Genomic DNA, 26,504 nt, shown 5'->3' on the forward strand with positions numbered 1-26,504 from the left:
GCTTATTCGGACGGCGGCACGTAGCCTTCGGCCTTGGCGTATTCTTCGCCGGAAAAGAACTTCTCCATCTCGCCTTGAAGGTATTTGCGATCTTCGGCGTTCATCATGTTCAGGCGTTTTTCGTTGATCAGCAGGGTCTGGTGTTTCTGCCAATCGCCCCAGGCCTTGGCCGAGACGTTGTCGTAGATGTCCTGGCCTTTGGCGCCCGGGAACGGCGCGCGTTCCAGGCCTTCCAGTTCTTCTTTGTACTTGCGGCACATGATGGTGCGGGTCATTGCAACTCTCCTGCATTCAATACGGCGGCCGCGCGTTCGAGCAAGGTTTTGACCGGGGCGGCAAGGCCCAGGCGCGGCGGGGTGGCGAGGTTATACCAGAGCCAGTCGGCCTCGGCCACGTGGTGGCCGGTTTCCCGGACCCGGACCAGCCAGGGTTCGATTGCCAACTGGAAGTGGCTGAAGGTGTGTATCAGGTCCGGCATTGCCTGTTGCGGGCCCAGCTCCAGGGAATGTTGCAAGGCCAGGTGCTGCAGATCATCCAGGCCATCGAGTTCCGGCAGACTCCACAAGCCGCCCCATAAGCCGGTGGATGGGCGACGGTAAAGCAAGATGGCGCCCTCGCGATTGGCCAGCATGGGCATCAAAGTGCGCTTCTTGGGCACTTCCTTGCGTGGCTTGGGAATCGGGTAGCGGGTTTCCAGGCCCAGCATATGCGCCTCGCAACCTTTTTTGAGCGGACACAACAGGCAACTGGGCTTGCTGCGGGTACACAGCGTGGCCCCCAGGTCCATCATCGCCTGGGTGTAAGCGTTGACGCGGTCTTGCGGCGTGAAGCGCTCGGCGGTGGCCCATAGCTGTTTAGCAACCTTGGGTTCGCCCGGGTAGCCTTCCTGGGCGGTGAAACGCGCCAGCACCCGCTTGACGTTGCCATCGAGGATCGGTGCCCGCAGGTCCATGCTGATGCTGGCGATGGCGCCAGCGGTGGACAGGCCGATCCCCGGCAGTTCGGTGAGCTTTACCACATCCCGGGGGAATTCCCCGGCGTATTGCTCCACGACGATTTTCGCTGTTTTCTGCAGATTGCGTGCACGGGTGTAGTAGCCCAATCCGGTCCACAGATGCAGCACTTCATCCTCCGGCGCGTCGGCGAGAGCCTGGACCGTTGGCAGGGCGGCCATGAACCGGTCGAAGTAATTGAGCACGGTGCTGACCTGGGTCTGCTGCAGCATGATTTCCGAGACCCACACCCGATAAGGCGTGATGCCCTGTTGCCAGGGCAGATCGTGGCGTCCATGGCGGTCGAACCAATCCAGTACCGCGGCGGAAAACTGCTCGGATGTCATCGCTTGAACAGCCCCTTGAGCGCGTCTTTGAGCTCAGGGCTGACTTTGTCGCCCAGCTTCTCGTCAATCTTGTCGCCGAGGCGGTCTCCGGCCAGTTTCGCCGCGACCTTGCCCAGCCCATCGTTGTCCAGGCGGCAGGCTTTGGCACCCAACTCCAGCGGGCCGCGGCAGCGCAACGGCCACTCGACGTCGACGTAGCGTTCGTTGACCTGGCAGGCAGGGTCGGGCATGTCGCTCTTGTCGCCTTCGACGATCACGCCGACGCGGTAGTCCATGCCCAGCACGCGCAGGTCGATGTCGCCGTTGCCGTTGACGGTCATGCCGGGAATGCGGACTTTCAGGTCTGGGTTGTGGGCAACGCCGTTGGTGAAAGTGAGGTTGCCGTTGAGCTGCTGGAACGGCGTGTCCTTGCCGCGAGGTTCGCCAGTGAGTGACTTGCGGTTCAGCGTGGCGATGCCTTTGCACAGTTGCTGTTCAAGATTGGCATTGAGCAATACGCCATCGTTGATGACGAAACCGGCCGTGCCATTAAGGCTATCGATCAGGGCTTTTTGGCTGTTGCCGTTGGCGGTGATCGCGCTGTTGAGCGTGACCAGACCCTTGACCGGCGGATTCTTGCCTTGGCTTTCGATGATTTTCTCGGCCGGCACCCGGTTGATGCGGGTTTGCAGGCTCAACTTTGGCGTAGGCTGCCGTACGTCCAGGGTGCCCTTGGTTTCAAAGTTGCCGCTGTACAGGTCGCCGCGCAGGTTCTCCAGAGTCAACAGGCCACCCAGGCCGGTCGCTTTGAACGCGGCGTTCTGGATCGGCAGTTTGTCGAGGGTCAGTTGGCCGAAGGTCAGGTCGGCATCGATGTCCAGCTTGCTCAGGCGCTCCACCGGAAACAGCCGATCATTGCTCCAGGCGCCTTGGGTTGGAGCGCTTGGCAGGGGTGTGCTGCCGGCGCCGGCCATGGCACTGGCCTCGGTGTTGCTGACTTCGGCCTCGCGGGCTGCCTTGGAGCTGTCGGCTTCGGCGGACTTTGGCGGCAGGTAGCGGTCGACGTTGAACGTATCGGCCTTGAGCTGCACGCGCAGGGCCTGTTTGGCAAAGTCTTCCACAGCGATACGGCCGCTGAAACTGCTGTCGTCGACCTTCAAATTGATGTCGTTGAGTTCGACACTGTTAGGCGTGCCGGCAATGCGGCTCGCCAGTTCGACCTTGCTCAGGCTGCCCTCAGCCATGGCTGGCAGTTTTTGGCCAACGCTGTCGACAAACTTTGCCAAGTCGAATTGGGCAATCGAAATGCCGCCATTCAGTTGTGGCGTCTTGTCGAGGTCGTTGACCTTCAACTCGCCCAGTGCACGCAGTTGGTTGAGGGAAAGCTTGATCCCGGTCCACTCGGCGACGTTTGCCGCTTTATCCAGGGAAAGTTGCCCTTGGGCCGCGAAACTCACGGTCTTGCCTTGCAAAGGATCGCCGGTGGCTTCGCCGGACAGCTTCAGGTCTTCGAACCGATAGCGCTGCAAAGCGCGCTCGAAGCGCAGTTCGCCAGTGACCTCGGTGCGCACGCGGACGGCCGGCTGGTTGCTGGACAGGAACGCCGTGAGGGTAACCGGGATGTTGGTAGCGTCATGGATCGGGCCGGTGCTCAACTGGATGCTTTCGGCACTGAACTGCTTGCCGGTCTGCTCGTCAATGTATTCCACTCGGGCGTTGTTCACGGTCAGGCTGTCGATGTCCAACCGTGTTGGCTGGGCCGGCTTTTCTGCCGGTGCGCTGGCCGGCGGGGTGGATTGTTCGACGGGCGTTGGTGCTTCCTGGGTGGATGCGGAGGTGGGCGCCTTGCCGATATCTTCCCAGTTGCCGTGGCCGCTCTTGTCACGGTTCAGGCGTAGGTTCAGGCCTTCGACCCGGACATCGCTCATCTGCACTTCGCGGCGCAGCAGCGGCATCACCCGGACAGACAGCCCGAGCATCTGAAGGTCGGCGAAAGGTTGGGTTGGGTTGGCCAGGGTGGCGACACTGGCTTCGTGCAGTTCCAGACCCAGCCATGGGAACAGGCTCCAACCGATGTCCCCATTGAGTGTCAGCTCGATGTGGGCTTTATCGCGGGCTATCTGGCGGATCTCTTCTTTATAGTCGTTGGGATCGAAGAGGTGGGTCAGGGCAAAGCCCAGGGCCACAATGATCAGCAACAGCCCGAGAAGTACCAGACCCAGGATTTTGCCGAACGCTTTCATGGGCGAATCCTTATAGGTTGAGTTCAAATTTTGCCAGGGAGTATAACGTCCCGGGTCGGTGGAGCGTTGAGGGATCGATTTTTCGAGCTGCCGTTACCCGGCCAGACACGGCCCCGTGGCGAGGGAGCTTGCTCCCGCTGGGCTGCGAAGCGGCCCAAAACCAGGCGAATCGGTATGCCAGGCGCGCCGTGGATTCAGTTTTTGGGGAGCTACGCTCCCAGCGGGAGCAAGCTCCCTCGCCACAGGGGCGCTAGTCGACATCCAGCGGTAATTTCAATTTCGCCGCCAAGGCCTGGGCTTCCAGATGCCCGGCAGGCGCCTGCAGTCGCAGCTCGGCGTTGCCTTGCTCAGCCATCCTCCGGGCTTCGCTCACCAGCCGTTCCGCCACGCCCCGGCGGCGAGTGACGTTTCGCACGCATAGGTGGGACAAGCGCCAGACGTTCTGGTGCCGTTGCAGTCGTGCTGCGCCGAGCAGGCGATCGTTGAAGCGTGCCGCGATCAACGAGCCTTCCTCGAGACATCTCTCTATGAGTCGCGCGGCGTCGCTGAACGGCTCGAACAGCCAGACCGGCGCGTCCCGATAGATTTTCTGCAGATCCTGCTCGTCCTGACGAGTGGCTTCATTCAGGTGCTCGACAACGATGGGCATGGAAATTCCTGAAAAATAAACGAATTGCCCCCTACAGAAAGTCAGCAGAGGCGCGATAAGACGAGTGAGAGAAAAAAGGTGATAGCACTTTGGTTTTTCTGTCACGAGCAAATGTTAACCTTTGTCGGTTCGTCCGTCCTTCTGCGACGTGATGTCGCACTAAAATGGAGCTTCACCACAGAATACAGTCATGCCTGCGTGCAAGAAGGCTGAGGGTGAGGTGTGGCTGGCGAACCATTCCAATAACTGGGGGATACACAATGAGCACGAGCATCACGGCGGACGGCATCGCCGACCAGCCTGCGTTCCTCTCCAAGGAACGTATCATCGCCAAGCCCGGATTCAACCGGTGGCTGGTTCCACCGGCCGCGCTGGCCATCCACCTCTGCATCGGCATGGCCTATGGCTTCTCGGTGTTCTGGTTGCCACTGTCCAAGGCCTTGGGTATCACCAAGCCTGTCGCCTGTGCACCGGATATGAGCTTCATCTCGCAAGTCTTTTCGTCCCAATGTGACTGGCCGATCTCCATGCTCGGCTGGATCTACACCCTGTTCTTCATCTTCCTGGGCTGCTCGGCAGCCATCTGGGGCGGCTGGCTGGAACACGCCGGGCCACGCAAGGCCGGCGTTGTTTCGGCATTGTGCTGGTGCGGTGGCCTGCTGATTTCCGCGCTGGGTATCTATACCCACCAGATCTGGCTGATGTGGGTCGGTTCCGGTGTGATCGGCGGCATTGGCCTGGGCCTGGGCTATATCTCGCCAGTCTCGACGCTGATCAAATGGTTCCCGGACAAGCGCGGCATGGCGACCGGCATGGCGATCATGGGCTTTGGTGGCGGTGCGATGGTCGGTGCTCCACTGGCTGCGGCGCTGATGAGCCATTTCGCTACGCCGACCGAGGTGGGTGTCTGGCAGAGCTTCCTGGTGATGGCCGCGATCTACTTCGTGTTCATGATCGGTGGCGCCTTGTCGTACCGCGTTCCGCCAACCGGTTGGAAGCCTGAAGGCTGGACCCCGGCACCGAAGAAAGCCGCGAACGCGATGATCACTCATCGTCACGTTCACGTGAACGTTGCCTGGAAAACCCCGCAGTTCCGCCTGGTATGGCTGGTGCTGTGCCTGAACGTATCCGCCGGTATCGGCATCCTGGGCATGGCTTCGCCACTGCTGCAGGAAGTGTTTGGCGGCAAACTGCTGGGCAACGATTTGCCTTTCGGTCAGCTGGACGCCGTGCAACTGGGCCAGATCGCTGCCATTGCGGCCGGTTTCACCGGTCTGTTGAGCCTGTTCAACATCGGTGGCCGGTTCTTCTGGGCGTCCTTCTCGGACTACCTGGGCCGTAAAAACACCTACTTCGTGTTCTTCGCATTGGGTGTTGCCCTGTACGCGTTGATCCCAAACCTGGGTCACTTGGGCAGTATCGCGCTGTTCGTGGCGGCGTTCTGCATCATCCTGTCGATGTACGGCGGCGGTTTCGCAACCGTGCCGGCCTACCTGGCGGACCTGTTCGGTACGCAAATGGTTGGCGCGATCCACGGTCGTCTGCTGACGGCGTGGGCGGCGGCAGGCGTGCTGGGCCCGGTTCTGGTGAACTACTTGCGTGAATATCAGCTGAGCATCGGCGTCGAGCGTGCCGCGGCCTATGACATCACCTTGTACATCCTGGCCGGCCTGCTGGTGCTGGGTTTCCTGTGTAACCTGATGGTCCGTCCGGTCGCCGACAAGTATTTCATGACCGACGCCGAACTGGCCGCTGAACAGGCGCTGGGCCATGACAAGGGCGCCGACAGCACCACTTCGCTGGAATGGAAAGCCGCGCCGGGCACCAAGCCTTTGGCAATCGCCGCCTGGCTGGTGGTGGGCATTCCGTTGGCGTGGGGTGTGTGGGTGACCCTGCAGAAGACGGCGGTGTTGTTCCGTTAAGACCGTTGCCCTGATCATCAGGTCAGGGCAGCCCTTGTGGGAGCGAGCCTGCTCGCGATAGCGGTGGGTCAGCGGACAGTAATGTCGGCTGACACGCCTCATCGCGAGCAAGCTCGCTCCCACAGTCGTTTTGGCTGGTGGATAAGACTTGTATGCACATGTCTATCGCCGACAGCCCGGGTTTCAACCCGTCAGTGATGTCACCTCTTTTGTTTCTGTTTGCCGCTCGCGCCCCTATAATGGCTGCCTTTTTCGCCCAATGATTTTGCGGAGCTGGTGATGGCCGAACGTAAGGCGTCTGTCGAGCGCGACACTCTGGAAACCCAGATCAAAGCCTCGATCAACCTGGATGGCACCGGAAAGGCCCGGTTTGATATCGGCGTGCCTTTTCTTGAGCACATGCTGGACCAGATCGCCCGTCACGGGCTGATCGACCTGGACATCGTCAGCAAGGGCGACCTGCATATCGACGACCACCACACGGTGGAAGACGTCGGTATCACCTTGGGCCAGGCCTTCACCCAGGCCATCGGCGACAAAAAAGGCATCCGTCGCTACGGCCATGCCTACGTGCCGCTCGATGAAGCGCTGTCGCGCGTGGTCATCGACTTCTCCGGCCGCCCTGGCCTGCAAATGCATGTGCCGTACACCCGTGCCACCGTCGGCGGCTTCGACGTTGACCTGTTCCAGGAATTCTTCCAGGGCTTCGTCAACCACGCCAACGTGACCCTGCACATCGACAACCTGCGCGGGCACAACACCCATCACCAGATCGAAACCGTGTTCAAGGCCTTTGGCCGCGCGCTGCGCATGGCGGTGGAGCTCGATGACCGCATGGCCGGCCAGATGCCTTCCACCAAGGGCGTGCTGTAATGCAGACGGTCGCGGTTATCGATTACGGCATGGGCAACCTGCACTCGGTGGCCAAGGCCCTCGAGCACGTGGGCGCCGGCAAGGTGCTGATCACCAGCGAAGCCGATGTGATTCGCGAAGCCGACCGCGTGGTGTTCCCCGGTGTCGGCGCGATTCGTGATTGCATGGCCGAGATTCGTCGCCTGGGCTTCGACAAGCTGGTGCACGAAGTCAGCCAGGATCGGCCGTTCCTCGGCATCTGCGTGGGCATGCAGGCTTTGCTCGATCGCAGCGAAGAGAACGATGGCGTCGATTGCATTTCGCTGTTCCCCGGCCAGGTAAAGTTTTTCGGCAAGGGCCTGCATGAGGATGGCGAACATCTGAAAGTCCCGCACATGGGCTGGAACGAAGTGAAGCAGGCGGTCGATCATCCCCTGTGGCACAACATCCCGGACCTGGCGCGCTTCTACTTCGTGCACAGCTACTACATCGCCGCCGGCAACGCGCGGCAGGTGGTGGGCAGCGGTCACTATGGCGTCGATTTCGCCGCGGCCCTGGCCGATGGTTCGCGCTTCGCCGTGCAGTTCCATCCGGAGAAGAGCCATACCCATGGCCTGCAGCTATTGCAGAACTTCGCCGCATGGGACGGACGCTGGTAATGGCACGCAAGAAACCGCCGATCCTCACCCTCACGCCTGAGCAGGAAAGTGAAGCGAACCGCAAGATCCAGCGGTTCATGGAGGAACGTTTCGAGCTGGACCTGGGCTCGTTCGAAGCGGCGGAAATTCTTGACCTGTTTACCCGCGAAATTGCTCCGCACTATTACAACAGGGCGATTTTCGATGTGCAGGCGCACCTTAAAGAAAGGTTCGAAAGCATTGAAAGCGACTTGTGGGCGCTCGAGAAAAAATGATTCCCGAGCCAAGCTGAATACTCGTATTTAAGGGTTTGCCAGATGCTGATTATCCCCGCTATCGATCTCAAGGACGGCGCTTGCGTACGTCTGCGCCAGGGCCGCATGGAAGACTCCACGGTGTTTTCCGATGACCCGGTGAGCATGGCCGCCAAGTGGGTGGAGGGCGGCTGCCGTCGCCTGCATCTGGTTGACCTGAACGGTGCTTTCGAAGGCCAGCCGGTCAATGGCGAAGTGGTCACGGCCATCGCCAAGCGCTATCCGAACCTGCCGATCCAGATCGGTGGCGGCATCCGCTCGCTGGAAACTATCGAGCACTACGTCAAAGCTGGCGTGAGCTACGTGATCATCGGCACCAAGGCCGTGAAAGACCCGGCTTTCGTCGCTGAAGCCTGTCGCGCGTTCCCTGGCAAAATCATCGTTGGCCTGGATGCCAAAGACGGTTTCGTCGCCACCGATGGCTGGGCTGAAATCAGCTCCGTGCAGGTCATCGATCTGGCCAAGCAGTTTGAAGCCGACGGCGTGTCCTCGATCGTTTATACCGACATCGCCAAAGACGGCATGATGCAGGGCTGCAACGTACCGTTCACCGCTGCGCTGGCCGCTGCCACCAAGATCCCGGTGATCGCTTCCGGTGGCATCCATAATCTGGGTGACATCAAGTCGCTGCTCGACGCCAAGGCACCGGGCATCATCGGCGCAATCACCGGGCGTGCGATCTATGAGGGCACCCTCGACGTCGCTGAAGCGCAAGCTTTCTGCGATTCCTACAAAGGCTGAGGACTGACCATGGCGCTGGCCAAACGCATCATCCCTTGCCTGGACGTGGACAACGGCCGGGTGGTCAAGGGCGTCAAATTCGAGAACATCCGTGACGCCGGCGACCCGGTGGAAATTGCTCGCCGCTACGACGAGCAGGGTGCCGATGAGATTACCTTCCTCGACATCACGGCCAGTGTCGATGGCCGCGATACCACACTGCATACCGTCGAGCGCATGGCCAGCCAGGTGTTCATCCCGCTGACCGTGGGCGGCGGCGTGCGCTCCGTTCAGGACATCCGCAACCTGCTCAATGCCGGGGCGGACAAGGTGTCGATCAATACCGCCGCGGTGTTCAACCCCGAATTTGTCGGTGAAGCAGCGCAGCACTTCGGCTCGCAGTGCATCGTCGTGGCCATCGACGCGAAGAAGGTTTCCGCCCCCGGCGAAACCCCGCGCTGGGAAATCTTCACCCATGGTGGGCGCAAACCCACGGGTCTGGACGCTGTTGAATGGGCAAAGAAAATGGAAGCCCTGGGCGCCGGTGAGATCCTGCTGACCAGCATGGACCAGGACGGCATGAAAAACGGCTTCGACCTGGGCGTCACCCGCGCCATCAGCGATGCGCTGGGCATTCCAGTCATCGCTTCCGGCGGTGTCGGCAACCTGCAGCACTTGGCTGACGGCATTCTCGAAGGTCACGCCAGCGCGGTATTGGCGGCGAGTATCTTCCACTTCGGCGAGTACACCGTGCCGGAGGCCAAAGCTTATATGGCGCAGCGCGGTATCTGCATTCGATAGGTTTCTTCATCGAAAACAGCCCGGTGCCTGTCAGAGTGTCGGGCTGGTCTCCTGCCGGCTTGTGGCAGGACTTAGCAAGTCTTCCCTGGGCTTGGATTCCTGATTCATTTTGTCGTAAGCGATGCTGCAGAATTTCTGCGGCAGTTCTTCGTTTTCGAACAAATAACCTCTCTGGTCATAGGGTTCGTACTCTTGCGCTTCAGTGCAGTCTGTCGTTTCCGGCGGGCCGAACTTGATGGCGTAGGTATGGTATTGATCCTCGGATTGTTCCAGTGCGACTCCGATGCCCGCGTAGATCGACAGATTTGGCTGGGCTGTCGGAGCGCCGTCCAGGATTTCTACCGGCAGCGAAAGGGTAGTGAGTGGCTCTGCCGGTCCCGAGGAGTCAACACCAATAATGCATAGGAAATAGACGCCTGGCTGAGTGCCGATATCAGTGTCTATAAACGCGTCGACCGAGCTGATTGGATCGCTATAGTTTTGGCCGTTTTCGCAGTGCTTTGCGGTACGAACTGTCTTGTGGCGATAAAAGGCAGTGCTGATCTTGAAGCGGTAGTTCCAAGTCGGGATTGCTATGGTCCCGTCAGGCTGTTTTACAAGACGCTGATACCGCGCCGGGCTGTTTTTTTCCAGGTCAACGGAAAATGACGGGTAAAGCGCGCAAGATGCCGTCACGTCCTTGACCAGATGGCCTTGCACGAAGCACCCGTTGAGAAAAGCCGTTGAAGTTCCATAGTGGTTGTCGGGGATTGGTTTATAGCCACTGTTGGTGCGCATACAAGGCACATACCATTCGCATGGGGTGAAGCCCTCGGGTGTGGCACTGGTGTTCAGCACACCGACAATCTCGTTGGTGTAACGATCAAGGATGGGGCCTCCTTCACTGCCTCCCGCCAGATCCGAGCATTGATTCATTATGTTGTTTCGCCAGACAAACTGACCTTTGATGACCTCGTCGGCAGATTGCAGTGTGCACGCGGCCATGCGCAGTGTGTTCTTTGGAAAACCCAACGAGGCTCCTACCGTCAACACATCGGTTCCATCAGTCGGCTGTCCCTGGGCCAATTTCAATGGTTTTATACCGGCCCTGATGAGTTCCTGAAGGCTGACGTTCAGCTCGATGATAGAAAGATTGGTGCCATGCATACTCCGCCATGCCACTTTTTTTACCGGGTAGATCTGGAATAACAAGGTGTCAGCGAAGTAACTGAAATAGATGTGGCCGCTTATGGGGGTGTCCGTCATGTTGCTTTCGTCGATTTGCCTCGTACAGAAACCCGTGGTGACCACATAGGCGGGCGTTGGTCCGGCCACAGTGGAATCCTGAGTATCGAGCAGTGTGGCGGTGCAATAACTGTCGGTATACAGCCGACCGATGCCTCGCCAATGGTCATATTTGCCATCCGCATTTTCCAAGACCCTGGACGCTGCGAAGTTTTGCAGGCCATCGCCATAGTCCTTGCTGTGAGCAATACCTTGCAAAGCCGACACGCACAGCACGGCCATTAAGGGAAATAAGATCGATCTCATAAAACGCTGCCTCTGATTAAATGAATAGAACCGGTCAGGCCGGTGTTTCAATTAACTAGAGCGCGCCTGTTGGCTGGCGGTAACTAATTACCTCACCCTTGAAGGCTGGAACCTCTAGCCTGAAAGGTTGAGCCGGCGGCAAGTAACGACCGTAGACATGATTGCGGCCCTGAGGCACTCTTGGCTCGCCATGGATCTTCGGTAGTCAGACATGTTCAGACGTTTGGTTTTCTTTCTTGCCGGCACCGTGCTGTTGTTCATCAATGGGGCGCAGGCTCAAGAACATCGCGATGTCGGCGTGGTATTGCTGACGGAAAATTTCCCGCCATACAACATGGCCAAGAACGGCAAGAACTTCGCCCAGGACGAAAACATCCATGGCATCGCCGTGGACATCGTGCGCGAGATCTTCAAGCGCGCCGACATTACTTACAGCCTGACATTGCGCTTTCCTTGGGAACGAATCTACAAGCTCGCCCTGGAGAAACCCGGCTACGGGGTGTTCGTCACGGCGCGGTTGCCGGAGCGCGAGAAACTCTTCAAATGGGTCGGCCCTATCGGCCCGGACGACTGGGTCATGCTAGCCAAGGCAGACAGCAAAATTGCCCTAGACTCGCTTGAGCAGGCGCGTGAATACAAGATTGGCGCCTACAAGGGCGACGCTATTGCCGAGACATTGGCCAAGCAAGGACTCAAGCCTGTCGTCGTGTTGCGCGATCAGGACAACGCCAGGAAGCTGATCAGTGGCCAGATCGATCTGTGGGCCACCGGAGACCCGGCCGGGCGTTACCTGGCGCGGCAGGAAGGAGTGAGCGACCTCAAGACCGTGCTGCGATTCAACAGTGCCGAGCTGTACCTGGCGTTGAACAAGGACGTGCCGGACGATGTGGTTGCCCGACTCCAAGCGGCCCTGGACGAACTGCGCAAGGACGGTACGGTGGACGCGATCATGGCGCGGTATCTCTAAGCACTTCACCCGCCGCGCGGCCGCCATCGCGAGCAGGCTCGCTCCCACAATGGTTCTGCATCGGGCACAAGGTTTGTGTTCACCGCAGATCCCCTGTGGGAGCGAACTTGCTCGCGATGGCGGCGACGCGGTTACCGTCGCTACCGATAAACCCCATCTTTCCCATGCCCGGCCATTGCTCGGTTGCTGCGCAGGCTGATCATCGATTTTATGTCGATCCATTCGATGCCCTGAGCCTTGAGCTTGGGTAGTTCGCGTTCGAGTACCGCCAGGGTCTGTGGGTAGGGGTGGCCGATCATCACGGCCGAGCCCTGCCGGCGGGCCAGGTCGATGGCGGTCTGGAGCTGATGGGCGATGGCTGCTTCGGTGCGCTCGTCATCCAGGAACACATCCCGCGACACGCTGGCGAGGCCGATTTTCTGGGCCTCGGCGCCGGCGACCGTCTGGGCGCTGGTGCGGCTGTCGACGAAAAACTTGTGCCGCTGTTGCAGGTTCGCCATCAACCACGCCATGGCCCTGGGTTGGGCGGTCATGCGGCTACCCATGTGGTTGTTGACGCCGCTGGTATAGGGCACTGCGGCAAACGCGGCGTCCAGGCGCTTGCCCAGTTCTTCGACAGGGAGTTCCGGATGCCAGGCGAACGGCCCGTTGGCCGGGTCCATGGGCATGTGGAGCATGACCAGTTTGCCGGCGCGATGGGCTTCGCGGGCCAGTTCGGCGGCATGGGGTGTGTCGGGCATGATCGCAGCGGTGACGGGCCCAGGGAGGGCCAGTACCCGGAGATCCCGAGGCAGATTTTGCCCCAGGTCGTCGATGATCAGGCTCAGGTACGCCTTATGCGGCGAAGAAGGTGTAGCGGGCGCCGCGTTAACGGCTCCCGCCAGCAGGCACAGCAGGACGAAGGTAAACCGCCGGAACATCTCAGCGGCCGGAAGTGATGTTCAACCCCTTGAGCAAGCTCAAGGCCTGGGCCAACTGATAGTCGTCGTCCTGCGGCATTGGCTTGGCCTTGGCACCGGAACCGGTCGGCTTGTCGGCGCCGCCGTTGCCATTGCCCAAGTGACCTTGCAGGTCGGCTTCCTTGAAGTATTCGCTGTCCGCTTCGCTGGTGATCTTGGCCTTGCGCACTTCGATGTCCGGAACGATGCCCTGGGCCTGGATGGAGCGGCCGTTGGGGGTGAAGTACAGCGCGGTGGTGATCTTCAAGGCTCGATCGTTGTTCAGCGGCAACACGGTCTGCACCGAGCCCTTGCCAAAACTGGTGGTGCCCATGACCACGCCGCGTTTCTGGTCCTGCAGGGCGCCGGCGACGATTTCCGAGGCCGAGGCACTGCCGCCGTTGATCAGCACCACCAATGGCACGGCTTCGCTCAGGTCGTTGCCAGTGGCCGAGAAGCGCAGCTCGGAATTGGCAATGCGCCCCTTGGTGTAGACGATCAGGCCCTTGGTGATGAAGTGATCCACCACCTCGACGGCCGATTGCAGTACGCCGCCGGGGTTGTTGCGCAGGTCCAGAACCAGCCCGTTGAGCTTCTTGCCGTTGTCCTTGCGCAACTTGGCCAGGGCCTTGGCGACCTCTTCGCCGGTCTTGACCTGGAACTGCGTGATGCGGATGTAGCCGTAGCCCGACTCCAACAACTGGCTCTTCACGCTCCTGACCTGGATGACCGCTCGCGTGAGGGTCACGTCGAATGGCGTGCCGCCGTCGCGCACCAGCGTCAGGGTGATTTTCTGGCCGATCTTGCCGCGCATCTTGTCTACGGCTTCGGTCATGCTCTGGCCGCGTGTCGGCTGGCCGTTGATCTTGACGATGAAGTCACCGGCCTGGATGCCGGCCTTGGAAGCGGGCGTATCGTCGATTGGCGAGACGACTTTGACGAAGCCGTCTTCGCTGCCGACTTCGATACCCAGGCCGCCGAACTCGCCACTGGTGCTTTCCTGCAACTCGGCAAAATCCTCCGGCCCCAGGTAGGCCGAGTGCGGGTCAAGGTTGCTGAGCATGCCTTTGATGGCGTTTTCCAGCAGCTGTTTGTCATCCACGGGCTCGACGTAGGCAGCCTTGATCCGGTCCATGACCTCGGCGAAGGTGCGCAGTTCGTCCAGCGGCAGCGGAGCCTTGGTGGTCGCGGCGGTGGCGGCGGGTGCCGACGGGGCCGTTTCGGCGGCGAAGGCCAGGGGCGCGCCGATCACGAGGGCGATCGTCAGGGCCAGCGAGGTGAGGCGGGACAAATGCAGCATGTCGAACGAACTCCTTAATAGGATGGGCGCGCTTATCCTTGCGCACGACACCATTGGGCCGGGTCGCTGGGGCGACCCTGCTGACGAATAGCGAAATACAGTGCTGGCGTATCCTGCCCGCCACTGTTGCCGACCGTGGAGATGGACTCGCCGGCCTTGACCACATCGCCCGCCGCCTTGAGCAGCGTCTGGTTGTGGCCGTACAGGCTCAAGTAACCGTTGCCGTGGTCGAGAATCACCAACAGGCCGGCGCCGCGCAGCCAATCGGCAAACACCACGCGCCCGCCATGCACGGCGTGCACCTGGCTGCCGGCGGAGGCGCTGATCATCACGCCGTCCCACTTGGTGCGGGTATCGTCGCCGCGGGTTTCACCGAAGCGCGCAAGCAATCGACCATTGACCGGCCATGGAAGTTTTCCCCGGGCCGAACCAAAAGCACCGCCGAAGGTTTCTCCACCGCTGGAAACCAGCGTGCCGGGGCTCGATTTTGCAGGTTTGCGCGGCGCGTCGCCGGCGTCCGCGTCGGCCTGGGCTTCACGTAAACGCTTTTTTTCGGCTTCCTGCTGGGCGATCAGCGCTTTCTGGCGCGCTTCTTCAGCCTCTCGGGCCTGGCGGGCCAGTGTTTCCTCGATCGTCTTCAAGACGTTGGCCAGTTCGGCCTGGTCTTGCTCGCGGGCCTTGAGCTTGCTGTCGCGGGCTTTCACATCGTCATTGAGTTTGGCCAGGGCAACCTGGCGCTCCTTGCGGACTTTCTCGAGTTCTTCGCGCTGGGTGTCGAGACTGCTTTGCTGGACCAGCAATTGGGCTTGCTGCAACTCGATGTCTTTTTCGACATTGGCCAGTTGGCGCAGGGTTTCGTTGAAATTCTTGAGCTGTTCCAGGCGTGCCTGGCTCAGGTAGTCGTAATAAGTGAGGGTGCGGGCGAATTTCTCGGGGTTCTGCTGGTTGAGGAGCAGCTTGAGGTATTCCTGGCGACCGTTCTGGTAGGCCGCTCGGGCCTGGATCGCGATCAGCTTTTGCTGTTCAGTGCGCGCGCTCTGGAGTTTTTTTTTCTCTCCATCGAGCCGTTGCAGCTCGGATTCGCTTTTCTTCAGCTCTTTCTGCAGGGCCTCGACCTGCTTCTCCAGCTTGCCCATCTCGGTCTCGGTGCCGCGCAAGTCCTTCTGCACACTGGATTTTTCTTCCTGCAGCTTGCCCAGCAGTTTCTTCAGCTCGGCGATGTCCTGGCGCGTGGCTTCCAACTGCTGTTGGGTTTGCGCGCGCTCGTCGGCGAAGGCCGGTTGGAGCAGGCAGGTCAGGGCAAGGGCTATCAGGACGCGGAGCATAGAGGCGGGTGGCACCAGGGAAAGGGACGGCCTAGTATGCCCGCCCCACGCTGCAAAAAAAACGCCCATTTAGGGCTGTGTGATAACTGGCCGAAAAAACACCAAACCCCAATGTGGGAGCGAGCTTGCTGTGGCGAGGGAGCTTGCTCCCGCTGGGCTGCGAAGCAGCCCCTCGACAGTAGATCAGGCCAGAAGCCTTTGCGATGGCTGCGCCATCGAGCGGGAGCAAGCTCCCTCGCCACACAAGCTGTGCTCAAACCTGCGACGCTTCGTCAGACCAGGATCGAAGTCCCGGTCATCTCCGCCGGTTTCTCCATGCCCAGCAACATCAGCATGGTCGGTGCCACGTCAGCCAGCACGCCGCCGTCGCGGACCTTGAAGTCGCGCTTGCCGACATAAATGAACGGCACCGGCTCGGTGGTGTGGGCGGTGTGGGCCTGGCCGGTGGACTCATCGGACATTTGCTCGACATTGCCATGGTCCGCCGTGATCAGGGCTTCGCCGCCTACTTTTTCCAAGGCGTCGACGATGCGACCCACGCAGGTGTCCAAGCATTCAACGGCCTTGACCGCCGCCTCGAACACGCCGCTATGGCCCACCATGTCGCCGTTGGCGTAGTTGACCACGATTACGTCGTAGCGCTGGTTCTCGATGGCATCGACGATGCGGTCGGTCACTTCCGGCGCGCTCATTTCCGGCTGCAGGTCATAGGTGGCGACTTTCGGCGAGGGGATCAGGATGCGTTCTTCGCCCGGGAAGGGTTCTTCACGGCCACCGGAGAAGAAGAACGTCACGTGGGCGTACTTTTCGGTTTCGGCGATGCGCAGCTGGGTCTTGCCGTTTTTCGCCAAGTAGTCGCCCAGCACGTTGTCCAGGCTGCCGGCGGCAAAGGCGGATGGCGCGGGAATGCTGGCGGCGTATTGAGTCAGCATCACGAAGCCGGCCAGTTTCGGCTGGCGGGCGCGGTCGAATTCCTTGAAATCATCTTCGACAAATACGCGGGTCAGTTCGCGGGCACGGTCGGCACGGAAGTTCATGAACACCACGGCGTCGCCGTCTTCGACTTTTACCGGCTCGCCGAGGGTGGTGGCCTTGACGAATTCGTCGCTTTCGCCGCGTTCATAAGCCGCTTGCAGACCCTCTTGCGCGGTAGCGGCATGGAATTCGGCATTGCCGTCGACGATCAGGTTGTAGGCCTGGGCGACGCGGTCCCAGCGATTGTCACGGTCCATGGCGAAATAACGGCCGATCAGGCTGGCGATCCGGCCCTTGCCCAACGCCTTGAAGGTGTCGTCCAGTACTTTGATCGACGACTCGGCGCTCTTGGGCGGCGTGTCGCGGCCATCGAGGAAGGCGTGCAGGTAGATGTTCTGGGCGCCGCGCTTGGCAGCGAGTTCGGCCATGGCGACCAGGTGGTCCTGGTGGCTGTGCACGCCGCCGTCCGACAGCAGGCCCATGAAGTGCACGGCCTTGCCAGCGGCCACGGCTTTGTCCACGGCGGCGCAGATGGTGGGGTTTTCGAAGAAGTCGCCGTCGCGGATCGACTTGGTCACGCGGGTAAAGTCCTGGTAAACCACGCGGCCCGCGCCGAGGTTCATGTGGCCGACCTCGGAGTTGCCCATCTGCCCGTCCGGCAGGCCGACGTCCATGCCGCTGCCGGAGATCAAGCCGTTCGGCACGGTGGCCCACAGGCGATCGAGCACAGGCTTCCTGGCCGCGTATACGGCGTTGGATTCGTGGCTGTCACTGTGACCGAAGCCGTCCAGAATCATCAGGACCAAAGGTTTAGGCGTGGTAGTCATGGAATCCACTCGTGGCTGGTTAAAAGAAGACGATGGAAAAGGGACGGGCAGTTTAAAGGTAAGTTCCGGTGCCGTCACCGCCGGGCGGGGTTTGGCCGGCCTTGCGTGCTGTGTATACTGGCCGACATTTTAACGCCCTGGAACCTCCTTCGATGGTTGCTCACCTGATTGAATTTGCCACTAACCACTACATTCTCGTCGGTATCTTCGTCGTACTGCTGGCTTTGCTGGTTGCCCACACGATGCAGGGCGGCGGTCGCAGCCTGAGCACTGGCGAGCTGACCGCGCTGGTCAACAAGGACGCCGGCGTCGTGGTCGATATTCGTCCGAGCAAGGACTACGCCGCCGGTCACATTGTCGGCGCGCTGAACATCCCTCAGGACAAACTGGTCGCACGCGTAGGCGAACTGGAAAAGCACAAGGCCAAGACGGTAATCCTGGTCGACGCCCAAGGCCAGCAGGCCGGGACCCTCGCCCGCGAACTGATGAAGTCCGGCTTCACCGCCGCCAAACTGTCCGGTGGCGTTGCAAGCTGGAAAGCCGACAATCTGCCCCTGGTGAAGTGACATGCCCCACGTTGTTGTCTATTCCAGCGATTACTGCCCCTACTGCTCCAGAGCCAAGCACTTGCTCCAAAGCAAAGGCGTGGCTTTCGAAGAGATCAAGGTCGACGGCAAGCCGCAACTGCGCGCCGAAATGACCCAGAAGGCCCGGCGTACTTCCGTGCCGCAGATCTGGATCGGCGACACTCACGTGGGCGGTTGCGATGACCTGTATGCCTTGGAGCGCGCCGGCAAGCTTGACGCGCTGCTCAAGGCTTGAATTCCTTATCAATAGAACTGAAGTAAGAAGGATCTGCGATGACTGACCAACAGAACACTGCTGCCACTGAAGAAGAAGCCGCACCGCAATTCTCCTTGCAGCGCATCTATGTCCGTGACCTGTCCTTCGAGGCCCCGAAAAGCCCGGCGATCTTTCGTCAGCAGTGGGAGCCGAGCGTGGCCCTGGACCTGAACACCCGTCAGAAAGCCCTGGAAGAAGATTTCCACGAAGTGGTGCTGACCCTGTCCGTGACCGTGAAAAACGGTGACGAAGTGGCGTTCATTGCCGAAGTCCAGCAAGCCGGTATCTTCCTGATCAAGAACCTCGACGCCGCTTCGATGAGCCACACCCTGGGCGCCTTCTGCCCGAACATCCTGTTCCCTTACGCTCGCGAAACCCTGGACAGCCTGGTGACCCGCGGTTCGTTCCCGGCCCTGATGCTGGCTCCGGTGAACTTCGATGCTCTGTACGCACAAGAGCTGCAGCGCATGCAAGAGGAAGGCGGCGCGACCGTTCAGTAATCCGTTCCATAGCCAGGCACAAAACCTGTGGGAGCGAGCCTGCTCGCGAAAGCGGTATGTCAGTCAGCAGTGAGTTGACTGATACACCGCTATCGCGAGCAGGCTCGCTCCCACAGGGGTTTCTGGCCCGGGATTGTCAATCTTGTTACCGGAAGCCGTTCTGCCGCCACGCCTCGTAAACCGCCACTGCCACGGTGTTGGACAGGTTCAGGCTGCGGCAGCCTTCGCGCATCGGCAGGCGCAGGCGCTGTTCCGCCGGCAGGGCGTCGAGCACATCGGCCGGCAGGCCGCGACTTTCGGGGCCGAACAGAAACGCATCACCGGCGACGAAACTGGCGTCATGAAACGGCCGTGAACCCTTGGTGGTGAACGCGAACAGACGTGGGTGCCCCAGGCTTTCCAGGCAACTGGCGAGGTCGGCGTGCCGCTGCAAAGTGGCATACTCGTGATAATCGAGGCCCGCGCGGCGCAGGCGCTTGTCGTCCATCTCGAAGCCCAGTGGTTCGATCAAATGCAAGTGGCAGCCGCTGTTGGCGCACAGCCTGATGACGTTGCCGGTATTGGGCGGTATTTCCGGTTGAAAAAGGATGACGTGAAACATGCACGGCTCCGCAGATAAAGATGAGCGGCATTCTACGCCGCAAACCGACCGACGTTCGAAGCTATTGCCTCGGGTGCTGGGCTCGCTGGCGATCTTTGGCATGATGGTCGGGCTGATGATCGGCCGTCTGACCACGCCTGACCCCAGTGCGCTGCAACAGATCGAGGCGGGCGATGGCGTGTTGGTAGCCTGGTTCAACAATGAACCCAAGCTCCACGGGGAAATCGTCGACGGCTCCGTGGCACTGTTGTTCCAGGCCGAAGGTCGACCGCAGAAGGGCCAGCTCAAGCTCAACGGCAAGGACGTGAATTGGCGGGTGCGGTTGAGTGACAAGGGGTTGTTGCTGACGCTGGTGGCGGCGCGTCCGTTGCGAGGGGAATGGGCCGGCAGCGAAGTCGATGACCGCTGGCGGCTGGAGATCCGTCTCCAAGAGCAATAAAAGAGGGAATCCCCGGCCTGCCTGTACCAAGGTTCCCAAAACGGGAGGGCTCGCGCTTGGCGCAGAGCCCTGGGTGTAAAGAAGGGAAACCTTGACCTGCCTGTATCAAGGCCCCCAAAACAGCGGGCTCGAGAGCCCGGTATAAAAGAGGGGAATCCCCGGCCTGCCTGTACCAAGGTCCCCAAAACTGGGTAGTGACCTAGCTATTGCAGGGGGCGTGCCAGTTTTAAACGGCTTGTCACGAAAACACTGCTGTGAATGAGCAAAGCCCCGTATTCCGGGGCTTTGGCTTTTGTGTGGGCTGGTTTTCCTAGCATGGTCCACCGGCTTTTGGCTTGTTACAGTGGGGCAATTGCAGCCCGCAGTGCATTGAAGCGGTGCACAAAACCTTTAAAAGCATCGCGAGCAGGCTGCTCCCACAGTAGCTCTGTGTCGTTCCCAAAACCTGTGGGAGCGAGCCTGCTCGCGATTGGGCCTTCAAATTCAGTGAAGGATCAAAGGCTGATCAACCCTCATCTCCCTCATCATCATCCCCACCATCGACCTTCATCCCCAATTCCTTGATCTTGCGGGTCAAGGTATTGCGGCCCCAGCCCAGCAGCACGGCGGCGTCGCGGCGGCGGCCGGCGGTGTGCTTGAGGGCGGTCTCGATCATGATGCGTTCGAAGCTCGGCACGGCGCTGTCCAGCAGGCTCGATTGGCCGCGGGCCAACGCCTGGTCGGCCCACTGGCGCAGGGCCTGTTCCCAATTGGTCACCGGCGCCGAATCTTGTGGCAGGCTCAACAGCTCGGGTGGCAGGTCGCTGATATGCACTTCGCGCCCCGAAGCCATTACCGTGATCCAGCGGCAAGTGTTCTCCAATTGGCGCACGTTGCCGGGCCATGGCAGGTTCTTGAGGTATTCCTCGGTTTCGCTCTTGAGCAGCTTGGGCTCCACGGCCAGTTCCTGAGCGGCGCGGCCAAGGAAATGCCGGGCCAGGGTCGGGATGTCTTCGCGGCGGTCGGCCAGGCGCGGTATGTGGATGCGGATCACGTTCAGGCGATGGAACAAGTCTTCCCGGAATTTACCGGCGTGGACCAGGGTTTCCAGGTTCTGGTGGGTCGCGGCGATGATCCGCACATCCACTTTGACCGGCGTATGGCCGCCCACGCGATAGAACTCACCGTCCGCCAATACCCGAAGCAGGCGGGTCTGGGTGTCGGCCGGCATGTCGCCGATTTCGTCAAGGAACAAGGTGCCGCCATCGGCCTGTTCGAAGCGTCCGCGTCGAAGGTTGGCCGCGCCGGTAAACGCACCTTTTTCATGGCCGAACAGCTCGGATTCCATCAGATCCTTGGGAATCGCCGCCATGTTCAAAGCAATGAATGGCGACGCCGCCCGGGGACTGTGACGGTGGAGGGCATGGGCAACCAATTCCTTGCCAGTGCCCGACTCGCCGTTGATCAGCACGGTGATGTTGGAATGGCTCAGGCGGCCGATGGCGCGAAACACTTCCTGCATCGCCGGCGCTTCGCCGATGATTTCCGGGGTGCGGGCCAGGGCTGGCACTTCTTCCAGGCCTTGTTGTTCCTGGGCATGCTGGTTGGCGCGCTTGACCAGGGACACGGCTTCGTCGACGTCGAACGGCTTGGGCAGGTATTCGAACGCACCGCCCTGGTAGGACGCGACAGCGCTGTCCAGGTCCGAATGAGCGGTCATTATGATCACCGGCAAGCGCGGATGCTGCTCGCGGATCCTGGCCAGCAGGTCCAGGCCACTGGCGCCGGGCATGCGGATGTCGGAGATGATGACGTCCGGCTGCTGACGGGCCAGGCGGCTCATCACCCCATCGGCGCTGTCGAAGCTCTGGGTGGTCATGCCTTCCTGTTGCAAGGCTTTTTCCAGGACCCAGCGGATAGAACGGTCGTCATCGACGATCCACACGGTTTCACTACGGCTCATGTCGATGTGGCTCCTTGTTCCAGTGGCAGGAAGATCGAGAAAGTGGTGTGGCCAGGGTGGCTTTCACATTCGATCAAGCCCTGATGCTGACTGATGATGTTCTGGGTGATGGACAGCCCCAGCCCGGTACCGTCCGGGCGGCCGCTGACCATGGGAAAGAAGATGGTTTCCTGCAGCTCGGCAGGGATCCCCGGGCCGTTGTCGATGATTTCGATCTTGGTCACCAGGCGATGACGCACATGGCCGATGGTGAACTGGCGCATGGCGCGGGTGCGAAGGCTGATGCGGCCCAGGCGCAGCTCGTTCTGGCTGCTGATGGCCTGCATGGCGTTGCGCACGATGTTCAGCACGGCCTGGATCATCTGCTCGCGGTCGATCAGGACGTCGGGAATGCTCGGGTCGTAGTCGCGCACCAACGTGATGCAGCCCTGGCTTTCCGCTTCGACCAGGCTGCTGACGCGCTCCAGCACTTCGTGGACGTTGCACATCGCCAGGGACGGAAGCTTGTTCGAGCCGAGCATGCGGTCCACCAGGTTCCGCAGGCGGTCGGCTTCCTCGATGATGACGTTGGTGTAGTCCTTGAGGCTTTCTTCCGGCAGCTCACGGGCGAGCAACTGCGCCGCGCCACGTATGCCGCCAAGCGGATTCTTGATCTCGTGGGCGAGGCCGCGCACCAGCATCTTGCTGGTTTCCTGCTTGGACAATTGCGCCTCTTCCTTGGTGATGCGCAGGAGGCGATCACGGGGATGGACTTCCAGCAACAGGAGGGTGGCGTGGTTGTTCAGGATAGGCGTTACCGCGTAGTCGACGGTCAGGGTCTGGCCGGTCAGGGCGGTGAGCATGGCTTCGCGCTTGGTGAATGGGTGGGCTTGCTCGACGGCCTGGCGCAGGGAGTTGAGCGCTTCGGCGGATTCGGTAAACAGTTCGCTGATGAACTGCCCATGGCTGCGCTGGCCACTGACAGCCAAGAGCATCTCCGCCGCCGGGTTCATGTACTCAAGGCGCAGTTCGGCGTCGAGCAGGATGGTCGCGGTGGTGAGATTGTCGAGCAGCAAGCGGTGTAGTGCGTCGCTAATGGTCATCAGGACCTCTTTTAAAGCGTAGCAATTGGAGGCAAGCCCTCAAATTGCGCGCGCGATTAATGCGCTGATACGAGGAAAATGCAAAAACCAAACCAAGGCTCCGAAAAGAAGCGTTTAAAGCCTCAATCAGCCTTTGTGCGCTCGTTTACGCGGCGTTCTGCCAGCGCTTTCGGGTAGTTTCGAACCAAAATGGGTTGGTATCTGGGTAGGGCGTGCGGAGCCTGCACCAATATGGTGCTCCATCTCTTGAGGCATTAGAAGAACGGCAGGATGCTGCTTTCTTCTTCCTTGGGCTTGTCGGCGAGCGGGCATTCGGGACGTTGGCCGTAATCGGCCTTTGTGCAAGGTTTGACGCGGCGCTTCTGTGCCAGGGACATGCGCTGCATGTGGAAGGGTTGGTTGGCGGTGCGTTCGACGATACGGTCTTGCTCATCGAGGATTTCAACCGCCAGTTGATGGCTGCCACGATCGATATTCTTCAACGCGAATACCGGGCTGGGCCCTGCGGCGCCGGTGGGTTTGCCATCCAGCAGCAGGCGGTAGCGATGGCCTTTCTGCAGGCCGGGTTCGCTGGTAGCGGTGACGATCAACTCCCCGGCGGTGCTGCGTATCGTGGCGTCCGGTTCGGGAATCAGCAGCCGGAGCATCTCGTAACGAAACAATGGTTCGGGTCGCGGTTCCTCCGATGGCGCCGTTGAGGTTGTACCCGGGGGCGGCGCCTGCATCCGGTTGCCCGGTGATAGCTGCAGTTTCTTGGCATTGCCGGGGCGGGGCTGGTCGGTGAAGACACGATTGCCCTGGGCGTCGATGTAGGTATAGACCTGCGCCAGGCCCGGCGATGCGCTCAACAGCAGGGCTGCGGCGAGTAACCAGCGGCTCAAGGAACGTGTATCCGCTGCACGGTGAAGGTGACGGTTTCGCTCTGCTGCACCAGGCGCTCGCCGTCGATGACCTGCACTGCGACGCTGTGCTCGCCGCGATCGATGTTCATCAATTGCAGCCGTGGCACATTGCTAGGCTGGCCATAGGGCTGGCCGTCCAGCAGCAACCTGAACAGATGGGGGCTTTGCAGGCGCGGTTGTGTCCGAACGCCGACGGTGAAGGTGCCATTGTTGGCGCGCAGGGCCTCATCGGTGGGAATGTCGGTCAGTTCCAGCAGGTCGTAGGCGTTGCGCGGCGCGTCGTTGTTTTGCGCAGGTGCGGGCGTTTCCGGGGTGGTCGGAGCCTGGGTTTCAACGCTGTTGAGCGGCGGCAACTCCACCGCCTGGGCCGGCACGCCGTCGGGCGGCTGGTTGCTGTAGGCGGTGTTGCCGTTGGCGTCGGTGTATTTGTAGATCTGCGCGGCGGCGGGCAGCGTCAGCAGCAACAAAAAGAAGATTGAGAAACCACGACCCATGGAAAAATTGACCGAAAACAAGAGGTGATAGTTGCAGCATAGGTCACGGTGGGCGGTTGGCCAAAGTGTTGCGCCCAGCCCAGAGCCCGCCTCATCGCGAGCAAGCTCGCTCCCACAGGAAAAGGGGGGGGCCTCAGGATTGTGTGGATATACACAGTCCGCCGGTTGCCCGGATCAGGGCCAGCCGGTGCACCGGGTGCTGTTTGTTGTGGTGGGTGGCCTGGGCCAGCCATTGCGGGCACTGTGGATCGGTGCGGTAGGGCGCGAAGTCGGCCAGTTGTTGCAGCAGGCGTTTTTGCAGGCGGTCGAGTTTAGGGCGGATCTCGCCTACCAGGTCCGGGCGCGGCAGGTCTGGCGCCTTGCCGTCCAGGGCCCAGTCGGACAAGTTGATGTATTGGACCAGTTTGTTGGCTTCTATCTGGGCGGCGAAAAACGCCTCCACCGTCTCGCCGTTCAGCTTGTAGGTGGGCGCCTGGGCCACGGCGGCGGCAATGACTTCGCGCTCGCGCGGACGGTCCTCTACGGGTTTGCCACTGTCCCATTTGCTCAATGCCACTTGATCTGCGATCAGCAGGCGTTCGCCGATGGCATTGAGCAACGGCGTCAGGGCGTCGGGGGCGTTGCTGGCCTCGGCTGTGGAACACAGCAGTGCGGCAGACAGGGCGAGGCAAATCTTCAAGCGGGAAGTCATTGGCGATCTCGTCTTGTAAGGGAAGCGGCGCACCATCATGCACGCATCCTGCGCCCATAAAAAAGGCCTCCCGAAGGAGGCCTCTCTTTAGTTCACGCCGTGCGTGGCGGCGCTTACTGGATCAGCAGCTGTAGTACAGCTCGTATTCCAGTGGGTGTACGAAGGTGCGAACCTTGATTTCTTCTTCGCTTTTCAGTGCGATGTAAGCGTCGATGAAGTCATCGCTGAATACGCCGCCCTTGGTCAGGAACGCACGGCCCTTGTCCAGCTCTTCCAGGGCTTCTTTCAGGCTGCCACAAACCTGTGGGATTTCCTTGGCCTCTTCAGGCGGCAGGTCATACAGGTTTTTGTCAGCGGCATCGCCAGGGTGGATCTTGTTCTGGATACCGTCCAGGCCGGCCATCATCAGTGCAGCGAAGGCCAGGTATGGGTTGGCAGCCGGATCCGGGAAGCGCGCTTCGATACGGCGGGCTTTCGGGCTGTTAACGTAAGGGATACGGATCGAGGCGGAACGGTTGCGAGCCGAGTAGGCCAGCATGACCGGGGCTTCGAAGCCTGGTACCAGACGCTTGTAGGAGTTGGTCGACGGGTTGGTGAAGCCGTTCAGGGCCTTACCGTGCTTGATGATGCCACCGATGAAGTACAGAGCAGTGTCCGACAGACCGGCATAACCTTCGCCAGCGAAGGTGTTCTTGCCGTCCTTGGAGATCGACATGTGCACGTGCATGCCCGAACCGTTGTCGCCGTACAGAGGCTTCGGCATGAAGGTCGCGGTGCGGCCGTAGGCGTCGGCGACGTTGTGTACGCAGTACTTCAGGGTCTGGACTTCGTCAGCCTTCTTCACCAGTGTGTTGAATTTCACACCGATTTCGTTCTGGCCGGCAGTTGCCACTTCGTGGTGGTGAACTTCGACGGTCTGGCCCATTTCTTCCAGTGCGTTGCACATGGAGGTACGGATTTCGTGGTCGAAGTCGAACGGTGGAACCGGGAAGTAGCCGCCTTTGATACCTGGACGGTGGCCTTTGTTGCCGCCTTCCACGTCCTGGTCGGACATCCACGAACCTTGTTCGGAGAAGATCTTGAACATGGAGCCGGAGATATCGGACTTGAACTTGACCGAGTCAAAGATGAAGAACTCAGGCTCTGGACCGAAGAAAGCGGTGTCGCCGATACCGGTGGACTTCAGGTATTCCTCGGCGCGGTGGGCAATGGCGCGTGGGTCGCGGTCATAACCTTGCATGGTCGAAGGTTCGATGATGTCGCAGACCAGGATCAGGGTCGGCTCTTCGGTGAACGGGTCCAGGACGGCGGTTTCGTCGTCCGGCATCAGGATCATGTCGGAGGCTTCGATGCCTTTCCAGCCGGAGATGGAAGAACCGTCGAACATCTTGCCGATTTCGAAGAATTCGTCGTCCAGCGCATCACGGGCCGGCATGGTCACGTGATGTTGAGTGCCTTTGGTGTCAGTGAAGCGCAGATCAATCCACTTGACGTCATGATCTTTGATGAGTTGAACCGACTTCGACATATGTCCTCCGGGTGGCTTCGGGCGGGTAGTGGAGTGCCCTTAGATATGGGTGATGCCGGCGCGAATACTCTGCCAAGGCAACCTGCCTCACAAGGGAGCAAATTGCATGCCAGTGCCCCACCATGGGTTTTTTGCACCAAATCCACGCTTTTACAGGCGCAAA

27 protein-coding genes are annotated in these 26,504 nt (G+C 60.5%); 11 read left to right on the top strand and 16 right to left on the bottom strand.

Annotation, left to right across the window (positions count from 1 at the left end):
* Positions 1-2: 2 nt before the first annotated feature.
* The 4 genes from J3P90_RS01675 to panM form a co-directional block, all read right to left on the bottom strand.
* Entirely contained in the window at positions 3-275 is a 273-nt protein-coding gene (locus J3P90_RS01675) for an oxidative damage protection protein (RefSeq protein ID WP_039592693.1), read from the bottom strand.
* A complete protein-coding gene (gene mutY, locus J3P90_RS01680) occupies positions 272-1,339 on the bottom strand; it encodes an A/G-specific adenine glycosylase (RefSeq protein WP_434608285.1) in 1,068 nt (355 codons plus the stop codon). The genes J3P90_RS01675 and mutY overlap by 4 nt, the downstream gene beginning before the upstream one ends.
* Positions 1,336-3,561 (bottom strand): AsmA family protein, encoded by a 2,226-nt coding sequence (locus tag J3P90_RS01685; protein WP_434675748.1) that lies wholly within the window; start codon positions 3,559-3,561, stop codon positions 1,336-1,338. Before J3P90_RS01685 ends, mutY begins: the two co-directional genes overlap by 4 nt.
* Before the next feature lie 250 nt (positions 3,562-3,811).
* Positions 3,812-4,210, bottom strand: coding sequence for an aspartate 1-decarboxylase autocleavage activator PanM (gene panM / locus J3P90_RS01690; protein WP_434608280.1), 399 nt, complete (start codon positions 4,208-4,210; stop codon positions 3,812-3,814).
* A gap of 260 nt (positions 4,211-4,470) precedes the next feature.
* Between panM and J3P90_RS01695 the strand changes: the two genes are divergently transcribed.
* From J3P90_RS01695 to hisF, 6 genes are all read left to right on the top strand, one after another.
* Positions 4,471-6,132, top strand: coding sequence for an OFA family MFS transporter (locus J3P90_RS01695; RefSeq protein WP_434561140.1), 1,662 nt, complete (start codon positions 4,471-4,473; stop codon positions 6,130-6,132).
* A 279-nt stretch (positions 6,133-6,411) separates the two neighbouring features.
* On the top strand, positions 6,412-7,005 hold the full coding sequence (gene hisB / locus J3P90_RS01700; protein ID WP_024778052.1) for an imidazoleglycerol-phosphate dehydratase HisB: 594 nt from the start codon (positions 6,412-6,414) through the stop codon (positions 7,003-7,005).
* Positions 7,005-7,643, top strand: coding sequence for an imidazole glycerol phosphate synthase subunit HisH (gene hisH, locus J3P90_RS01705; RefSeq protein WP_434608276.1), 639 nt, complete (start codon positions 7,005-7,007; stop codon positions 7,641-7,643). The genes hisB and hisH overlap by 1 nt, the downstream gene beginning before the upstream one ends.
* Complete coding sequence (locus J3P90_RS01710) at positions 7,643-7,897, top strand: DUF2164 domain-containing protein (protein WP_434675749.1); 255 nt, start codon at positions 7,643-7,645, stop codon at positions 7,895-7,897. The genes hisH and J3P90_RS01710 overlap by 1 nt, the downstream gene beginning before the upstream one ends.
* Positions 7,898-7,939: 42 nt before the next feature.
* Positions 7,940-8,677, top strand: coding sequence for a 1-(5-phosphoribosyl)-5-[(5-phosphoribosylamino)methylideneamino]imidazole-4-carboxamide isomerase (gene hisA / locus J3P90_RS01715; RefSeq protein ID WP_434561136.1), 738 nt, complete (start codon positions 7,940-7,942; stop codon positions 8,675-8,677).
* Positions 8,678-8,686: 9 nt separating this feature from the next.
* Positions 8,687-9,457 (top strand): imidazole glycerol phosphate synthase subunit HisF, encoded by a 771-nt coding sequence (gene hisF, locus J3P90_RS01720; protein ID WP_420766339.1) that lies wholly within the window; start codon positions 8,687-8,689, stop codon positions 9,455-9,457.
* A gap of 30 nt (positions 9,458-9,487) precedes the next feature.
* Here hisF and J3P90_RS01725 read toward each other — a convergent pair whose 3' ends face one another.
* Positions 9,488-10,987: a trypsin-like serine peptidase gene (locus tag J3P90_RS01725; protein WP_434608272.1), complete on the bottom strand. Its 1,500-nt coding sequence runs from the start codon at positions 10,985-10,987 to the stop codon at positions 9,488-9,490.
* Positions 10,988-11,198: 211 nt separating this feature from the next.
* On the opposite strand from J3P90_RS01725, the gene J3P90_RS01730 reads away from it, so the two are divergent.
* Positions 11,199-11,954 carry a substrate-binding periplasmic protein gene (locus J3P90_RS01730; protein WP_420766337.1) on the top strand — a complete coding sequence of 252 codons (756 nt, stop codon included), beginning with the start codon at positions 11,199-11,201 and terminating at the stop codon, positions 11,952-11,954.
* A gap of 140 nt (positions 11,955-12,094) precedes the next feature.
* Here the strand turns inward: J3P90_RS01730 and J3P90_RS01735 are convergent, their stop codons facing one another.
* From J3P90_RS01735 to gpmI, 4 genes are all read right to left on the bottom strand, one after another.
* Positions 12,095-12,874 carry a divergent polysaccharide deacetylase family protein gene (locus tag J3P90_RS01735; RefSeq protein ID WP_434608269.1) on the bottom strand — a complete coding sequence of 260 codons (780 nt, stop codon included), beginning with the start codon at positions 12,872-12,874 and terminating at the stop codon, positions 12,095-12,097.
* Position 12,875: 1 nt separating this feature from the next.
* Positions 12,876-14,192 carry a S41 family peptidase gene (locus J3P90_RS01740; RefSeq protein WP_434608266.1) on the bottom strand — a complete coding sequence of 439 codons (1,317 nt, stop codon included), beginning with the start codon at positions 14,190-14,192 and terminating at the stop codon, positions 12,876-12,878.
* 32 nt (positions 14,193-14,224) lie between these two features.
* The gene (locus J3P90_RS01745; RefSeq protein WP_434608264.1) at positions 14,225-15,517 is read right to left on the bottom strand and encodes a murein hydrolase activator EnvC family protein; all 1,293 of its coding nucleotides are present in this window, start codon (positions 15,515-15,517) and stop codon (positions 14,225-14,227) included.
* A 272-nt stretch (positions 15,518-15,789) separates the two neighbouring features.
* Positions 15,790-17,319, bottom strand: a complete 1,530-nt coding sequence (gene gpmI, locus J3P90_RS01750; protein ID WP_434675750.1) for a 2,3-bisphosphoglycerate-independent phosphoglycerate mutase — start codon at positions 17,317-17,319, stop codon at positions 15,790-15,792.
* A 152-nt stretch (positions 17,320-17,471) separates the two neighbouring features.
* Here gpmI and J3P90_RS01755 point away from each other — a divergent pair, with 152 nt between their 5' ends.
* The 3 genes from J3P90_RS01755 to secB are packed head-to-tail and all read left to right on the top strand — an operon-like array spanning position 17,472 to position 18,662.
* On the top strand, positions 17,472-17,885 hold the full coding sequence (locus J3P90_RS01755) for a rhodanese-like domain-containing protein (protein WP_420766332.1): 414 nt from the start codon (positions 17,472-17,474) through the stop codon (positions 17,883-17,885).
* A gap of 1 nt (position 17,886) precedes the next feature.
* On the top strand, positions 17,887-18,141 hold the full coding sequence (gene grxC / locus J3P90_RS01760; protein ID WP_030141472.1) for a glutaredoxin 3: 255 nt from the start codon (positions 17,887-17,889) through the stop codon (positions 18,139-18,141).
* A 38-nt stretch (positions 18,142-18,179) separates the two neighbouring features.
* Complete coding sequence (gene secB, locus J3P90_RS01765; RefSeq protein ID WP_420766331.1) at positions 18,180-18,662, top strand: protein-export chaperone SecB; 483 nt, start codon at positions 18,180-18,182, stop codon at positions 18,660-18,662.
* A gap of 145 nt (positions 18,663-18,807) precedes the next feature.
* Here the strand turns inward: secB and trmL are convergent, their stop codons facing one another.
* Positions 18,808-19,263, bottom strand: a complete 456-nt coding sequence (gene trmL / locus J3P90_RS01770) for a tRNA (uridine(34)/cytosine(34)/5-carboxymethylaminomethyluridine(34)-2'-O)-methyltransferase TrmL (protein ID WP_420766330.1) — start codon at positions 19,261-19,263, stop codon at positions 18,808-18,810.
* On the opposite strand from trmL, the gene J3P90_RS01775 reads away from it, so the two are divergent.
* Complete coding sequence (locus J3P90_RS01775; RefSeq protein WP_434608255.1) at positions 19,262-19,702, top strand: hypothetical protein; 441 nt, start codon at positions 19,262-19,264, stop codon at positions 19,700-19,702. The genes trmL and J3P90_RS01775 overlap by 2 nt on opposite strands.
* Positions 19,703-20,207: 505 nt before the next feature.
* Here the strand turns inward: J3P90_RS01775 and ntrC are convergent.
* The 6 genes from ntrC to glnA form a co-directional block, all read right to left on the bottom strand.
* A complete protein-coding gene (gene ntrC / locus J3P90_RS01780; protein WP_420766328.1) occupies positions 20,208-21,644 on the bottom strand; it encodes a nitrogen regulation protein NR(I) in 1,437 nt (478 codons plus the stop codon).
* Positions 21,641-22,726 carry a nitrogen regulation protein NR(II) gene (glnL, locus tag J3P90_RS01785; RefSeq protein ID WP_420766327.1) on the bottom strand — a complete coding sequence of 362 codons (1,086 nt, stop codon included), beginning with the start codon at positions 22,724-22,726 and terminating at the stop codon, positions 21,641-21,643. The genes ntrC and glnL overlap by 4 nt, the downstream gene beginning before the upstream one ends.
* A 254-nt stretch (positions 22,727-22,980) precedes the next feature.
* Positions 22,981-23,607, bottom strand: a complete 627-nt coding sequence (locus J3P90_RS01790) for a DUF4124 domain-containing protein (protein ID WP_434675751.1) — start codon at positions 23,605-23,607, stop codon at positions 22,981-22,983.
* A complete protein-coding gene (locus J3P90_RS01795; RefSeq protein ID WP_434675752.1) occupies positions 23,604-24,122 on the bottom strand; it encodes a DUF4124 domain-containing protein in 519 nt (172 codons plus the stop codon). Before J3P90_RS01795 ends, J3P90_RS01790 begins: the two co-directional genes overlap by 4 nt.
* Before the next feature lie 133 nt (positions 24,123-24,255).
* Positions 24,256-24,813, bottom strand: a complete 558-nt coding sequence (locus tag J3P90_RS01800) for a chorismate mutase (protein WP_420766325.1) — start codon at positions 24,811-24,813, stop codon at positions 24,256-24,258.
* 121 nt (positions 24,814-24,934) lie between these two features.
* Positions 24,935-26,341 carry a type I glutamate--ammonia ligase gene (gene glnA, locus J3P90_RS01805; protein WP_014336114.1) on the bottom strand — a complete coding sequence of 469 codons (1,407 nt, stop codon included), beginning with the start codon at positions 26,339-26,341 and terminating at the stop codon, positions 24,935-24,937.
* Positions 26,342-26,504: the final 163 nt, after the last annotated feature.

The organism is Pseudomonas sp. D3-10 (assembly GCF_051132175.1).
Taxonomy (GTDB): domain Bacteria; phylum Pseudomonadota; class Gammaproteobacteria; order Pseudomonadales; family Pseudomonadaceae; genus Aquipseudomonas.

Coding starts and splice junctions, on each gene's coding strand:
- J3P90_RS01675 (WP_039592693.1), bottom strand. CDS start 275: ATGACCCGCACCATCATGTGCCGCAAGTACAAAGAAGAACTGGAAGGC.
- mutY (WP_434608285.1), bottom strand. CDS start 1,339: ATGACATCCGAGCAGTTTTCCGCCGCGGTACTGGATTGGTTCGACCGC.
- J3P90_RS01685 (WP_434675748.1), bottom strand. CDS start 3,561: ATGAAAGCGTTCGGCAAAATCCTGGGTCTGGTACTTCTCGGGCTGTTG.
- panM (WP_434608280.1), bottom strand. CDS start 4,210: ATGCCCATCGTTGTCGAGCACCTGAATGAAGCCACTCGTCAGGACGAG.
- J3P90_RS01695 (WP_434561140.1), top strand. CDS start 4,471: ATGAGCACGAGCATCACGGCGGACGGCATCGCCGACCAGCCTGCGTTC.
- hisB (WP_024778052.1), top strand. CDS start 6,412: ATGGCCGAACGTAAGGCGTCTGTCGAGCGCGACACTCTGGAAACCCAG.
- hisH (WP_434608276.1), top strand. CDS start 7,005: ATGCAGACGGTCGCGGTTATCGATTACGGCATGGGCAACCTGCACTCG.
- J3P90_RS01710 (WP_434675749.1), top strand. CDS start 7,643: ATGGCACGCAAGAAACCGCCGATCCTCACCCTCACGCCTGAGCAGGAA.
- hisA (WP_434561136.1), top strand. CDS start 7,940: ATGCTGATTATCCCCGCTATCGATCTCAAGGACGGCGCTTGCGTACGT.
- hisF (WP_420766339.1), top strand. CDS start 8,687: ATGGCGCTGGCCAAACGCATCATCCCTTGCCTGGACGTGGACAACGGC.
- J3P90_RS01725 (WP_434608272.1), bottom strand. CDS start 10,987: ATGAGATCGATCTTATTTCCCTTAATGGCCGTGCTGTGCGTGTCGGCT.
- J3P90_RS01730 (WP_420766337.1), top strand. CDS start 11,199: ATGTTCAGACGTTTGGTTTTCTTTCTTGCCGGCACCGTGCTGTTGTTC.
- J3P90_RS01735 (WP_434608269.1), bottom strand. CDS start 12,874: ATGTTCCGGCGGTTTACCTTCGTCCTGCTGTGCCTGCTGGCGGGAGCC.
- J3P90_RS01740 (WP_434608266.1), bottom strand. CDS start 14,192: ATGCTGCATTTGTCCCGCCTCACCTCGCTGGCCCTGACGATCGCCCTC.
- J3P90_RS01745 (WP_434608264.1), bottom strand. CDS start 15,517: ATGCTCCGCGTCCTGATAGCCCTTGCCCTGACCTGCCTGCTCCAACCG.
- gpmI (WP_434675750.1), bottom strand. CDS start 17,319: ATGACTACCACGCCTAAACCTTTGGTCCTGATGATTCTGGACGGCTTC.
- J3P90_RS01755 (WP_420766332.1), top strand. CDS start 17,472: ATGGTTGCTCACCTGATTGAATTTGCCACTAACCACTACATTCTCGTC.
- grxC (WP_030141472.1), top strand. CDS start 17,887: ATGCCCCACGTTGTTGTCTATTCCAGCGATTACTGCCCCTACTGCTCC.
- secB (WP_420766331.1), top strand. CDS start 18,180: ATGACTGACCAACAGAACACTGCTGCCACTGAAGAAGAAGCCGCACCG.
- J3P90_RS01775 (WP_434608255.1), top strand. CDS start 19,262: ATGCACGGCTCCGCAGATAAAGATGAGCGGCATTCTACGCCGCAAACC.
- trmL (WP_420766330.1), bottom strand. CDS start 19,263: ATGTTTCACGTCATCCTTTTTCAACCGGAAATACCGCCCAATACCGGC.
- ntrC (WP_420766328.1), bottom strand. CDS start 21,644: ATGAGCCGTAGTGAAACCGTGTGGATCGTCGATGACGACCGTTCTATC.
- glnL (WP_420766327.1), bottom strand. CDS start 22,726: ATGACCATTAGCGACGCACTACACCGCTTGCTGCTCGACAATCTCACC.
- J3P90_RS01795 (WP_434675752.1), bottom strand. CDS start 24,122: ATGGGTCGTGGTTTCTCAATCTTCTTTTTGTTGCTGCTGACGCTGCCC.
- J3P90_RS01800 (WP_420766325.1), bottom strand. CDS start 24,813: ATGACTTCCCGCTTGAAGATTTGCCTCGCCCTGTCTGCCGCACTGCTG.
- glnA (WP_014336114.1), bottom strand. CDS start 26,341: ATGTCGAAGTCGGTTCAACTCATCAAAGATCATGACGTCAAGTGGATT.